This window comes from Bradyrhizobium barranii subsp. apii (assembly GCF_011516635.5).
GTDB classification, from domain to species: domain Bacteria; phylum Pseudomonadota; class Alphaproteobacteria; order Rhizobiales; family Xanthobacteraceae; genus Bradyrhizobium; species Bradyrhizobium barranii.
In genome coordinates, this window is sequence record NZ_CP096255.1 from 7,389,192 (window position 1) to 7,401,341 (window position 12,150).

Here is a 12,150-nt window from a genome sequence, read left to right on the forward strand (position 1 = left end):
GGAGGATCGCTATGAAATGCAGGGCTCTTGTCGTTTCTGTGATTTTGATAGGCGCGGCATCAGCGCCAGCCGCGGCTCAGATCAAGCTGGACATGAACAAGATCACTTGCGGAAATTGGCTAGGATACGGTTCAGCAGACCGAGATTTCGTAAGGTATTTCATGAGCGGCTACTATAACGCGGCTGCAAATAATAATGTTTTGGACTACGACCGCCTGCAAAAGAATTCCGAAAAAGTTGTCGCCTATTGCAAAAAGCACAAATCCGAAACGCTGCCAACCGCCATTCAAAAAAGCGCCAGCTAGGTTGTGGGCCCCGACGGCGGCGTCGCGGCCGGAGTCTTGGCCGGCCACATTGTCACTCCTCGACCGAGAGTTGAACGGGCCAATGGAACTGCGCAACCGCCTCATTGTTGCGCGCATAACCGCGCGTGCTTCAATACGTCTCCTTTTGTTGGCCCCTTTCGGACTCGACAGACTTGGCTGATAATGTCCGCTCACGCGGCTGAGGCGGGCATTAAACATTCGCAGTTTGCGGCCTGCTTATGGCCAATCGGCGCACACGGAATTTGTGTACCAATTCGCATAAATAAAGCCGGGATTGCGCGATTGCAAATACGCTTGCGCGGGGCCGTCGCGCGGTCCCCGCAGGAACTCGCGCCCTCCACAGGACCCTGACGACCGATTGGTCATGGCCCCGGTCCTCTTTGACTGAGCGGGCCCGGAACAGACTTGCTCGAAGAGTGTTGGTCCTGCATCACCGCCCGGTCATAGGCTCTTATCGGTGATGTGAACGCCGGTTGCGCTTCCCGCCTTCCTCTTGAAGAAAGGAGCGCACCATGAAATGGCGTCGTTTCAAGCAACAAGTGCCGCTGCAAGATCGTCTTGCGGCATTCGCCAAGACGGCGCGCGAAGTTGCGGCGCTTCTTCCCCCCGGGGCAGGAAAAGACAAACTGCTCCGCAAGGCGTCCGGGGCCGATACGGCGGACTGGCTGAACGAAAGCTTAGGGTCAACCGCCCAGCGGCCGCCCAAAGCAACTCCATGAGGGATTATCAAGCGGCTCTTGAAAAGCTTCGGAAGGATGCTGCTGAGGCCGCGCTAATCCGCGATCTTGCCACTGTCCCGACCAAGCGGGAAATGTTCGATATGTTGGCCCTGCATCTGACCAGCCTTGCCGATCATGTTGAGCTTGCGATGATCGAAGCTTCCAAGACGGCGAAGCGGGCGTAACGCCCTCAGTGCCCACGGGCAGCGGCTCGCACCGGCAGCGCCACCGCGTCACCATCGCCAGCCGCCGCGCAACGCAAGCGCGGTTCTGTTCTTGGGACAAAAGCGCAAAATCTGCAACTTGATCGAAGCCGCGCGCTCGACCGCGCCAGCATCACGGCGCGGAAAGGCGACCGACAGCGGACGGCAACCAACGGAGCATGGATGATGATGGATAAAATCCAACGCGCCATTTTAGAAAATCAAGTCATCCTTGCCGAAGCCCTGTGGATGCTCCTGCATTCGCAAGGTATCAGTTCGGACGCAACGCTTCAGAACGTCTCCGCCCGCATCAAGGCTACCCGGAAGCTGCTCGAAGAACACAGCGAGGAGAACCCTTAGCGCGGCGTCGCCTCATCACCCGCGAGCGCGGCAGCACGTCACCGCAACGGCGACAGGCGGCCTACGGCACCGCCAAGGCCCGGCAGAAGGCCGTACAGCGCGCCGCCAGCGCCGGGCCATAGGGCGGACACCGGGAGGGGCAACAGCGCACAGACCCTCCGTTGATCTAGGTCAACGTCAGCGATCCTTTAGCGCTCATGCCATGTTCAGCCGCACCTGAGGCGGCTCCCGTCACCTTTCAGTGACGCAAGCGCGAAGAGGGAGGTCCAACATGCATCCGGAGAAGCGTCTTTCGATCAAGTCAGCGACTGTTGCCGGGATTGCTGCTAGCGCCCTGTTGGGGCTTGCAGGTGTCACGCTCAATCCAGCGCCAGCCCAGGCGGTCGTGTACTGCCAGTAGGTTGAATATCCAGTGGGTTGCGTTGCCCGGGCAGGCGTCGTGCTGAGGCCTCGTCCGGTGGCGCGCGCTGCGGTCCGTCATAACGCCGGTGGCAATGCAAATGGCGGCGTCAATCGCGTTGGGGCGGGGCGGTAAAGACTTGTTTCGCGGTCACGAGCGAGAAAGAAGCCGTCACCGCTTCGTCCCGGTGGCGGCTTTTTTATCGCCCCCGGCGCGGGCGCAGGCGACCGATACCGGGGGCGGCATCACGGCATGAAACACACTTGGTACGTCACTTTTGAAGTGCCGCCGGATGGCACGCTGTTAAGACGGCGACATCCGCGCTTAACCAAGACGTTTGAAACCGAAGCAGAAGCGAAGGATTTTGCGCGAACCAAATTCAACGAGGGATTGGTCGTCACCGCGGGGACCATGATCCCCCACATGCCGAGAACGTCAATCCCGTCTCCGGAAATTCCAGCGTGGCTTGAAGCTGACCAAGTAAATGAGAGCAGCGGGCCGACCAAAAAGTAATCTTTGACGACGTTGGCACGCTGCCGGGTGCAACTGCGCCTATTTGATCTAGATCAAGCGCCGGCTCTCGACCTCAGGTGCCATGCTCTGGGGCAACAGCAACCGGGAGCCTGACGATGAGTGAACGTTCGGAGCCGAAACAGGTCTGTCGTCGCAACGCACTCACTTTCCTTGGATACGCGGCCGTGTTTGGGCTTATGGCCTCGCCCGCAATTTTGGCGGTGTCAGAGGCGGAAGCTCAGACCACCACGGCGCCCGCCACGCCCACGACGCCGCCCGCAGACGCGCCGATGTCTGGGACAGAGCGCCGTCAGGAGCGGCGAAGCGGGCGAACAGAAAGGCGCCAGGAACGCCGGACCGGACGCACAGAACGGCGTCAAGACCGGCGCACAGGACGCGACGAGCGACGGGACGCGCGCGACGGCACCCCGACCACCACAACCACCACCGAGCAGAAAAAGTAGTCCGTTCATTCGGGCCAACCACGGCAACCGGGCCGCCTCAGCGCAGGCCCGGGAAGGCCGTACAGCGCGCGCGGATCGCAGGGCCACCGCATGGGGCGCGCCGCGATCCTCAGGCCGTTCGAGCGACTTAAGCTTCCCGAACTCCAACTCGCGCCCAACGGCAGGATGTGAAACTAGGGCCTAATAGGGCCCGGCAGGTTCGGGCGGGCCTTTCGTCGATCCGGAAACAGTCGGAATATGCCTACGTTTTCCATTACTTACGCCGTTTTCAACAGACTGAAGAAATAGCTGGCGGAAAGGACCACACGGTTTTGCCGTACGCACGGCCCGCCATTTCGCCGCAGTTTTTCCAGCCCTGTCGACGGAGCTGGAAACTTGCAGACGAGACGAACCTGACAGCGCCGCTCATCCGGCACGACGTCTTGGGCTCACGGAGAGCAATCCGCCCTGCCCTCGACCTCTCGCGCCCGACGCTGCCGCGTCCACCGCAAGCCCGGCTCGCGACAGTGACGACACAAGATCGCCCCTCTTGGTGAGCCGGGATGGACGACACATACGCCATTCCCGAATTTCGGTAAAGTGGAATATTCTTGCAGGCGCGGCTTGACACCGGCGCAGATCGGAATGACCCGGTGTTTTGCCCGACGGCCGGGCGCCGGCGGCGTGACTGGCGGCACGCCTGTGCGGAGTGGCGGCGGCATGCCCCACCGCATCAACACCATCCTGCGTCTGTGTTGCGGACGACCGGCACAGGATAGTCGGGAAACACGCCGGGCATCGGTGCGAGGTTGCCGACGTATCGGTTGGCGACGCGAAACAGGGGGATGTCCCGGGTTCTGTTGAATTTCTGAAGAGGTCGGCGTTGCCCACCTTGAGCCGGTAGGCTCGGGGTGCTGATTCCACAAAGGAGAGCAACGCCATGACGAGAGATATCACACCGGCTGGTTGGCCGGCGACCGGGGCTGTGGAGAAATCATTTGCGGAAGTGCGAGCGAGCTTCGATCGGTTCTGCCTTGCGGCAGGAATCGAGGCGCTCGGCACGATGATGGAGGCGGATGTGACAGCGGCCTGCGGGCCGCGCCACGGTCGTGATGCGGCGCGGCGGGCGCACCGTTGGGGCCGAACGCGGGGGCGGATCGGTTTCCACGGCGGCAAGATCGAGGTCGATCGCCCGCGGGTCCGGGGCATGGACGGCCGCGAGGTCACGATCCCGAGCTGGGAAACGGCGGCGCAGGAGGACTGGCTCGGTCGCTGGGCGATGAACCTGATGCTGATCAATGTGTCGACGCGCCGGTTCGGCCGCGCCGTCCGGCTGCCCGAGGGTGACGTGCCGGCACCGCCCGGATCGGGGATTTCGAAGTCGGCGGCCTCGCGGAGGTTCGTGGCTCTGTCGGCGGCGCGGCTGGCCGACTTCATGGCTGCCGATCTGTCCGCGCTCGACCTTCTGGTGGTCCAAATCGACGGGCTGCATCTCGACGACGATCTCGTGCTGGTGGCCGCGATCGGGGTTGACGGCGAAGGCAACAAGCATCCGCTGGCGCTGGTGGAAGGGGCGACCGAGAATGCAGCAACGGTTCAGGCCCTGCTGGACAACCTGGTCTCGCGCGGGCTCGACCCGACGGTGCCAAGACTGTTCATCGCCGACGGCGCGAAGGCGTTGTCGAAGGCGATCCGCCGCACCTTCGGTTCGGCCGCTGCGATCCAGCGCTGCCAGATCCACAAGGCGCGCAACATCATGGAACGCCTGCCGAAAGAGCATCATGCGGCCACCCGCCGGGTGCTGCGCCAGGCCTGGGAGCTCGATGACGCCGACAAGGCTGAAAAATTGATCCGCAATCTCGCGCGTCGACTCGACCAGCAATGGCCCGGCGTTGCGGCCAGTATCCTCGAAGGCCTCGACGAAATCCTGACTGTCGTCCGGTTGAAGTTGCCGAAGGAGCTTCGCCGATCGCTCGCCTGTACCAATATCGCCGAGAACATGATGGGCACCATTCGCCGCGTCACGCGCAACGTTAAACGCTGGCGGGATGCCGGTATGGCCTTGCGATGGGTCGCGGCCGGTATGATCGAGGCCAACAAGGGCTTCCGACGATTGAAGGCGCATAAGCAATTGTCGGTTCTGCGTGCGGCCCTTCAAGCTCACCACGATCGCATGACAATCAAGTCCGTTGCCCACGTCACGAGGGCTGCGTAATATTCATTCCGGCAACGTCGACCCGACGTAGTTCAACAGCGATCGGGACATCCCCCGAAACAGTGCGGCGACGCAGCTTGGTTCGTCGCGATGCTGTAGAGGTTGCAGATGCGGTTCGCGGACTAACGCTTCTTAAAGTCCGTTAGCTTGCGCAGGTAGTAGCCTTGTCGCTGAACGGCGAGCTTAATGTCCTCGCTGACGCTCGCTACTTTTTTCTTCTTATGCCATCTGCCTGACGCGTCGGGAAGCGGAATTGGCAAACCATTTCGCACAACCAACAGATCACGCCTGGTGTTCAGATACACATCGAACATTCTAAGGCCCCCAGCCGATTGTCAGAGTATCGCGGGGAGCAGAAATAGCAAACAACTCCGCCCGGCCTACGATGGACAAGCACGCCGCTACAGATTGCGGTGGATGGCGTGCCGGCACGCCGGCACAACGGAGGCGACGTTGGACCTGTGTCGCGACTTGAGCGTCGGTCATCATGCGTTGTCATCCGGTGGCGGCTCACCTCACTTGTCAGCCAACTCCTGTTAGACCTTGGCAATCTCTGTGCGCACCTCGAACACAACACGCTCGATGGCGCGCCGGGTCGCAAGATCGCTACGTCGCGCACCGTGCAGGATAGATGCCGTCAAAACGGTGCCAGCAATGCCGCTTTAGCCACACTTACCGGTGAGGACCTGATCTTGAAACGTAGGAGAGTACGTCATTCCGCTGACCGATCAGTCGCGAAATTATGTTGGCGAACTGAACGAGAGAAAAAATTGCGAGGAATTCCAAAATCATTTCGAAAAGCCTCCGGGTTCGAAAATTCGCTGTCGTAAAACACGCCCCAGCCCGGAGACCGCAAATCTAAAACTGTTTGTTGCGGCGTAAACGCAAAATGGAACAGTTCAACGAAGAAACAATAAATCAGTTGCCTTTCGGCAACAGCATGAGGAGATTGCAGCGTTCTCGAAAACACGCTGTCATTGCCGCGCCGTGCGCAGCATCGGCTTCACTGCGCGACGATTGCCGCCGCTCGCGCCGCAGGTATCGCAGATAAGCGACGCGGCTCTGATCGAGCGGGAAGCCGTCACCTTGCCGCTGGATTACGCCTTCGGCTTCGAGCTTGCCGATGTAGGTCCGGCTGCAATCGAGGTGCTGCGCCAGCGCCGACGCGCTGACGGTCTCGGCGCTTCTGGATCGCGGTCGAGGAACAGGCTTGGCGACGGGCGCGACGGTTTCGGTCATCAGCGTCATTCCTGCTGCATCGCGGCGGGATAGCTCACTTTCGCTTCCGGCGGCAGAGCGGACCATATCCAGATTTGCTGCTGGTCGACCTTGGGCGCGATTGCGCCTAGAGCATTTTCCGACCGGAAAGAATCGGGTGGGGATTGAACGAAGCCGCTGCCGCGGCGTAGGGGGCAAGGTGGCATAGATCGCCTCCTGGCTGAGAGGATGTGGGTGTTGGAGCCCACCCCCTCAGACAGGAGTATCGAGATGGCCGATTTGAGCCCTCTTCGCCGCCGCATGATCGAAGACATGACCGTCCGCAATCTGTCGCCGGCGACGCAAAGATCCTACATCAGCGCGGTTTCGAAGTTCAGCCGCTATTTTGGCCGATCGCCTGACCGGTTAGAGCTGGAAGACGTCCGCGCCTTCCAGGTGCATTTGGTCTCGACCGGCATCTCATGGCCGGCGCTGAACCAGATCGTCTGTGCGCTACGGTTTTTCTACGGCGTCACGCTCGGCGAGGCGCTCATCCCAGAGCGCATTCCCTATGCGCGAGAACCGCGCAAGCTGCCGGTCGTTCTCAGCGCCGACGAAGTGGTTCAGTTTCTTGAAGCGGTATCGAGCCTGAAGAGCCGCGCCGCGCTCACCACCGCCTATGCGGCCGGGCTCAGGGCCTCGGAGGTTGCGGGACTGCGGATCGAAGACATCGACAGCGCCCGCGGCGTCATCCAGGTGCGCCACGGCAAGGGCGCGAAGGATCGCAACGTGATGCTGTCGCCCCAGCTGCTGGGCATCCTGCGCACCTACTGGCGGCTCGCCCGGCCGCGGCTTTATCTGTTCCCTGGTCGTGACGAAGATCATCCGATCGATCAGACCGTGCTGCATGCCGCCTGCCGGTCGGCGGTGAAGGCTGCGGGCCTGACCAAGCGCGTCACGCTGCACACGCTGCGCCACAGCTTCGCGACACATCTTCTCGAGAACGGAACCGATATCCGGATCATCCAGGTCTTGCTCGGGCACAATAATTTGTCGTCGACAGCGCGCTACACGCAGGTCGCCACCGATACGATCCGAGCGACGCAGAGCCCGCTCGATCGCCTGTCGCTGGAGGTGACGCCACCTGGATGACCCGCAGCGGGATGCGGGTCATGACCCGCTCCGACATCCGCTCCAACAGGCCCGCCATCGAGATTGCCGATATTCTGCGCCGGCATGGCGACGCCTATCGCCGTGTACATGCCGGTCATCTGGGGCGGGTCGAGCGGCGCGTGATGAGCGCGATCGTTGCGTGCCGGACCGAGGCGCTCGGCGGCCACATGCAGGCTTGCGACGACTGCGGCACGACACGCGTTGCCTATAATTCCTGCCGCAATCGGCACTGTCCGAAGTGTCAGGGGAGAGCCCGAGCCGCGTGGCTCGCCGCGCGTCAAGCCGACCTGCTTCCGGTTCCCTATTTCCACGTCGTCTTTACACTTCCCGCACCGATCGCCGCGATCGCTTTCCAGAACAAGGCCGTCGTCTATGCCATCCTGTTCAAGGCTGCCGCCGAGGCGATGACGACGCTCGCCGCCAATCCACGCCGGCTCGGCGGTGCGATCGGCGGCGTCGCCGTCCTCCACACCTGGGGACAGACGCTGATGCATCATCCCCACGTCCATTGCGTCGTTCCGGGTGGCGGCCTCTCGCCCGATGGCGCGCGCTGGACCGCTTGCCGACCGAACTTCTTCCTGGCCGTCAAACCGTTGTCCAGACTATTTCGCACACTTTTTCTCAAACGTCTGTCGGCAGCCTTCAACTCCGGTGCCTTGCGTTTCTTCGGCGATCTCGGAGCTCTGGCCGAGCCGGCTGCCTTTGCGGCCCACCTCGACGCCATGCGACGCATCAACTGGGTTGTTTACGCCAAGCGGCCCTTCGGCGGACCCGCACAGGTCCTGGCCTATCTCGGCCGCTACACCCATCGCGTCGCGATCGCCAACAGCCGGCTCGTCGCACTCGACGACGATCATGTCGCCTTCTCATGGAAGGACTATCGCCAAAACAGCGCGACAAAGATCATGAATCTCAAGCCCGATGAGTTCATTCGCCGTTTCCTGCTTCATACGCCGCCTGACGGCTTCCACCGCATCCGCCACTTCGGCTTCATGGCCAACCGCCATCGCGCTGCCAAGCTCGCCCTTTGCCGCGAACTTCTCGATCATGAGCGAACAGCCCCAAACGATGGCCAGCCGTCGCCTGTGGATTCGGAGGCTCAAACCTGGGCCGAGGTTCCTGCCTGTCCCGATTGTGGTGGCGTCATGCGCATCATTGAGCGCTTTCGACATAGCTTCAGACGCCCCAGCCCTCGAACATCACCGTTCCGATGCGACACATCGTGAGCCAAGTCATGTCGTGCACGACGATCATCATTCGTCATTTCGCTCCCAGCGTCTCGATCATCGCGGACGATGTCGAATCCGTGCTGTCACACTGCGCGACAACAACCGTCCGATGCAGCAAAAGGCCTATCGCGATCTCAGGCGAAGCGCGTCTGATCTCAACTCTTCCAGGATGCGCACTCCTGTGTCTCTGCCTCACGCGCCGAGCCAGCAGATCGGGCATGGCGATCTCGAACAATCCCCATAGCTGCAAAACCGCGAATAGCCTCCCGCGCCTTCGTTCAATCCGGCTTCAATGAGGTCGCGTCATAAGCGCCTGCCGCGCCCTCGCGTGAGCGCGACCTCACAGAACCCTCCAGATTCCCAAAACGGCGCGAGTCAGATTCAAGCTGCATGCTGGCGAGGGAGGCCAGCATGTATGGCCAGGGCGCTTTCGGTTGATCTTCGCCAAAGGGTGGTAGCCGCGATTGACGGTGGCATGTCCTGTCGACAGGCTGCTGAGCGCTTTGGTGTCAGCGCGGCCAGTGCAATCCGCTGGCGCGGTCGCCTCAAGAAAGTTGGCGACATCGTTCCTAAACGCCAGGGCGGTGACCGCAAATCGCAGCGCATCGAAGCGCATTCGCAATTGATTCTGGAGGCGGTGACAGCGAGGCCGGATATCACGCTTGCCGAGTTGCGAGAACTGTTGAAACGTCGTGGAATATCGACTGGCATCGCGTCGCTCTGGCGTTTTTTCCAGCGCAGAAAGATCACACTTAAAAAAAGACAGCGCACGCCGCCGAGCAACGGCGCGGCGATATAAATGCCGCACGTGAGGAGTGGTTCGAAGGGCAAATCGACCTTGACCCTGAGCGTCTCGTCTTCATCGACGAAACCAGCGCCAACACCAAAATGGCGCGGCGTTACGGGCGCTCGCCACGCGGCGAGCGATGTCGTGCAGCTATCCCACACGGACATTGGAAGACGACGACGTTCACCGCTGGATTGCGCTCCGACGGTCTGATCGCGCCGCTTGTTCTGGACGGTCCAATGGATGGCGACGCTTTCCTGGCCTACGTCGAGCAATTGCTCGCCCCATCGCTGCGGCCGGGCGATACCGTTATCATGGACAACTTGCCCGCTCACAAGGTCCATGGCGTTCGAGAGGCCATCCAGGCGGTCGGAGCTAGCCTGCTCTATCTTCCGCCCTACAGTCCAGACTTCAACCCGATTGAAATGGCCTTCTCCAAACTGAAAGCGCTGTTGCGGACCGCCGCAGCCCGCACCATGCCCGATCTCTGGCAAGCAATCGCCAACGCTCTCAAACGCTTCTCACCCGAGGAATGTCAAAATTATCTCGTCGCGGCTGGTTACGACGCAACGTGATCGGAAAACGCTCTAACCGGACCTTGCCATGCGGTCTTGAACTCATTCGTTGACGAGGGCGTGTATTGCCCCGTGACCCAAATCCCTTATGTTTATTCGTAGCAGTGATCGGAGCCGGCCCATGTTTCCGTTAATTGTTGCTGCAATCCTTTATCTCAGCCTCATCTCTGCGTGCGGGCACTATACTGCGAACTATGCCGAACAGAGGGGACGCTCTAGGGCCGCCTGGTTCATCTGGGGCGGATTGTTTTATCCACTCCCCTACATTGCGTTGGCACTCTTACCGCCAGTCCGCCGGGAGACGCCGGTCTAGGTCCGCCTCGCTTGGCGGCTTTTCTTGAGTGTCGCCTTTGGGCCCATCGCGTCATTTCGCTGCAAAGCGCTCGCTGCTCGCTATCGGCGCATAGCGAACGTTCCGGCGTCCCCTGCAACTGCAACCACGCATTTTCTCGCACCAGATATTCTCAATAGGTGCGGTGGCGCGGTCCCCGCGTTTCTTTTTGCCCTCTGAAGAACCCTGACGACCGATTGCGGAGGGACCGCCCATCCTTCGACGGTCGCCGCCAGCCATTGCGGACATCACGTCATCACCACGACACGGTGCGAGCCATCGACGATGCCGCGTTCGGGGCCGACATTCGCTGGCTTTCTGACCCAAAACAACCGTAGGCATGATTCCGAGAACCATGTAGCCTCCCCTCACCGTCACGCTCTTTGCTTGCCGGAAGCTGCTGCCCACAAAACGGAGAAACGCCGAACTCTCCGCTTCTCTTCAAATTGCAGCCTTGGTGCCATTGGCAGGCGCGATCTTCAGAACCAGCCATTCACAGATCACCAGCGTGCGCGTCGCATAGGCGCGCCCGACTGGCGGACACGATCAGATCAAAGAGGGCAAAGTCATGAGCAAAAGCTTATCGCTGCTGCTGGTGCTGTTGTTCGTCACTATCGGCCATGCGCGGGCGGACCCGCTCACTGAGGACATGACGAAACTCAATGCGCAATGGGATGCAGCGATCAACGATCCAAATTTCGATGCCTTGCTGCCAATGTATGCCACCGATGCCAGTCTAATCCCGCCCGGCGCACCGCCCGTTTCGGGTGCGACTGCGATATGCGACTTCTTTGCCAAAAGGGGAACGAGCGTCAGAAATCACAAGCTTGAACTTGTTGAGGTTTTGCCAATCGGGAACTACGCATACGTGACCTCCCGCTTCAAAGCTTCCTTGGTCAAAGGCGAGGAAACGACCAAGCTGTCCGGAAGCACCGTTAAGCTTTACGAACACCAGTCCAACGGCGAATGGAAGGTTAAGTCCCACATTTTCGTTCGGGAATAGCCAGCCAAACATTACGAGCGGAATGAGCCGGGATGGGCTACACATACGCCATTTCCGAATTTCGGTAAAATGGAATATTTGGCGCGATTGGGTTGACAGCAAAGCGAAACACCCGGGCATGCCACCGTCATTCCGGAGCGCGGCGAAGCGGCGAGCTATGATGCGCAATTGCGCATCTGAGATCCCATGTCGCCGCGCAACTGCGGCCCGATGGATTCCGGGCTCAATACTGCACATCGCCCCGGAATGACGAAGGGGAGAGTGTCACCGCTTCGGCCGCCCGGCAGGCCTTCGCCCTCAGCCGACGCGCTGGCACTCTCCTTGCTGCTCGCCCGCCAATCCCTCAGACCCGCAGTGGGTCTGTTTCATAGTGAGGCGATCCCATGCAATCGACGTCCCGTTTCGAAGCGACCATCCCGACACAGCTCCACGTCCTGATCTCCGATCTGCGTTGGCGCACGCAAATGCTCGACGCCGACATTCAGGAGGAAGAGCGGAGGGCCGGAATCTCCGATCCAAACAATCTCGCCTACCCGATGCTCGCGCAGAACCTGAGAGCCCGGCGCGACAATCTCCAGGTGAGCATCGCGATCCTGGAAAGCCGCATCGAAAAGCGATCAACCGAGTGGCCGAGCGCCGCCTGACGCCGATCGTGCCGGGCCCGACCAGGTAACGC

At 60.9% G+C, this 12,150-nt stretch carries 11 protein-coding genes and 2 pseudogenes; 11 read left to right on the forward strand and 2 right to left on the reverse strand.

The window, feature by feature from the left end; translation table 11 throughout:
* Nucleotides 1–11: 11 nt before the first annotated feature.
* The 5 genes and pseudogenes from HAP41_RS35495 (at nt 12) to HAP41_RS35520 (ending at nt 2,521) form a co-directional block, all read left to right on the forward strand.
* Complete coding sequence (locus tag HAP41_RS35495) at nt 12–305, forward strand: HdeA/HdeB family chaperone (protein ID WP_084795025.1); 294 nt, start codon at nt 12–14, stop codon at nt 303–305.
* 533 nt (nt 306–838) lie between these two features.
* Complete coding sequence (locus HAP41_RS35500) at nt 839–1,045, forward strand: hypothetical protein (RefSeq protein ID WP_166086840.1); 207 nt, start codon at nt 839–841, stop codon at nt 1,043–1,045.
* A 386-nt stretch (nt 1,046–1,431) separates the two neighbouring features.
* Nucleotides 1,432–1,608, forward strand: a complete 177-nt coding sequence (locus tag HAP41_RS35510; protein WP_166086818.1) for a hypothetical protein — start codon at nt 1,432–1,434, stop codon at nt 1,606–1,608.
* A 271-nt stretch (nt 1,609–1,879) separates the two neighbouring features.
* Nucleotides 1,880–2,143, forward strand: a pseudogene (locus tag HAP41_RS35515) (hypothetical protein).
* Nucleotides 2,144–2,260: 117 nt separating this feature from the next.
* Nucleotides 2,261–2,521, forward strand: a complete 261-nt coding sequence (locus HAP41_RS35520) for a hypothetical protein (protein WP_166086801.1) — start codon at nt 2,261–2,263, stop codon at nt 2,519–2,521.
* A 1,126-nt stretch (nt 2,522–3,647) separates the two neighbouring features.
* Here the strand turns inward: HAP41_RS35520 and HAP41_RS50800 are convergent.
* A pseudogene (locus tag HAP41_RS50800) lies at nt 3,648–3,811 on the reverse strand (SOS response-associated peptidase); the annotation flags it as partial.
* 93 nt (nt 3,812–3,904) lie between these two features.
* On the opposite strand from HAP41_RS50800, the gene HAP41_RS35530 reads away from it, so the two are divergent.
* Nucleotides 3,905–5,179, forward strand: a complete 1,275-nt coding sequence (locus tag HAP41_RS35530; RefSeq protein WP_166064748.1) for an IS256 family transposase — start codon at nt 3,905–3,907, stop codon at nt 5,177–5,179.
* Between the two features lie 918 nt (nt 5,180–6,097).
* On the opposite strand, the gene HAP41_RS35540 is transcribed toward HAP41_RS35530, so the two are convergent.
* Nucleotides 6,098–6,418 carry a helix-turn-helix domain-containing protein gene (locus tag HAP41_RS35540; protein ID WP_155795367.1) on the reverse strand — a complete coding sequence of 107 codons (321 nt, stop codon included), beginning with the start codon at nt 6,416–6,418 and terminating at the stop codon, nt 6,098–6,100.
* Between the two features lie 249 nt (nt 6,419–6,667).
* On the opposite strand from HAP41_RS35540, the gene HAP41_RS35545 reads away from it, so the two are divergent.
* The 5 genes from HAP41_RS35545 to HAP41_RS35565 all read left to right on the forward strand — a co-directional run bounded on the left by HAP41_RS35545 (nt 6,668) and on the right by HAP41_RS35565 (nt 12,118).
* Complete coding sequence (locus tag HAP41_RS35545; protein WP_029085027.1) at nt 6,668–7,528, forward strand: tyrosine-type recombinase/integrase; 861 nt, start codon at nt 6,668–6,670, stop codon at nt 7,526–7,528.
* Nucleotides 7,529–7,548: 20 nt separating this feature from the next.
* On the forward strand, nt 7,549–8,775 hold the full coding sequence (locus HAP41_RS35550) for an IS91 family transposase (RefSeq protein ID WP_166053869.1): 1,227 nt from the start codon (nt 7,549–7,551) through the stop codon (nt 8,773–8,775).
* Nucleotides 8,776–9,193: 418 nt separating this feature from the next.
* A protein-coding gene (locus HAP41_RS35555) for an IS630 family transposase (protein ID WP_166063836.1) occupies nt 9,194–10,140 on the forward strand; the annotation gives its coding sequence in 2 pieces (ribosomal slippage) (nt 9,194–9,533 and nt 9,533–10,140; 948 coding nt in all).
* Nucleotides 10,141–11,039: 899 nt separating this feature from the next.
* Nucleotides 11,040–11,474: a YybH family protein gene (locus HAP41_RS35560; protein WP_166086713.1), complete on the forward strand. Its 435-nt coding sequence runs from the start codon at nt 11,040–11,042 to the stop codon at nt 11,472–11,474.
* Between the two features lie 383 nt (nt 11,475–11,857).
* Entirely contained in the window at nt 11,858–12,118 is a 261-nt protein-coding gene (locus HAP41_RS35565; protein ID WP_063984988.1) for a hypothetical protein, read from the forward strand.
* Nucleotides 12,119–12,150: the final 32 nt, after the last annotated feature.

What these genes read in the sequence shown, in the direction of transcription:
- HAP41_RS35495 (WP_084795025.1), top strand. Translation starts at nt 12, where the DNA reads ATGAAATGCAGGGCTCTTGTCGTTTCTGTGATTTTGATAGGCGCGGCA.
- HAP41_RS35500 (WP_166086840.1), top strand. Translation starts at nt 839, where the DNA reads ATGAAATGGCGTCGTTTCAAGCAACAAGTGCCGCTGCAAGATCGTCTT.
- HAP41_RS35510 (WP_166086818.1), top strand. Translation starts at nt 1,432, where the DNA reads ATGATGATGGATAAAATCCAACGCGCCATTTTAGAAAATCAAGTCATC.
- HAP41_RS35520 (WP_166086801.1), top strand. Translation starts at nt 2,261, where the DNA reads ATGAAACACACTTGGTACGTCACTTTTGAAGTGCCGCCGGATGGCACG.
- HAP41_RS35530 (WP_166064748.1), top strand. Translation starts at nt 3,905, where the DNA reads ATGACGAGAGATATCACACCGGCTGGTTGGCCGGCGACCGGGGCTGTG.
- HAP41_RS35540 (WP_155795367.1), bottom strand. Translation starts at nt 6,418, where the DNA reads ATGACCGAAACCGTCGCGCCCGTCGCCAAGCCTGTTCCTCGACCGCGA.
- HAP41_RS35545 (WP_029085027.1), top strand. Translation starts at nt 6,668, where the DNA reads ATGGCCGATTTGAGCCCTCTTCGCCGCCGCATGATCGAAGACATGACC.
- HAP41_RS35550 (WP_166053869.1), top strand. Translation starts at nt 7,549, where the DNA reads ATGACCCGCTCCGACATCCGCTCCAACAGGCCCGCCATCGAGATTGCC.
- HAP41_RS35560 (WP_166086713.1), top strand. Translation starts at nt 11,040, where the DNA reads ATGAGCAAAAGCTTATCGCTGCTGCTGGTGCTGTTGTTCGTCACTATC.
- HAP41_RS35565 (WP_063984988.1), top strand. Translation starts at nt 11,858, where the DNA reads ATGCAATCGACGTCCCGTTTCGAAGCGACCATCCCGACACAGCTCCAC.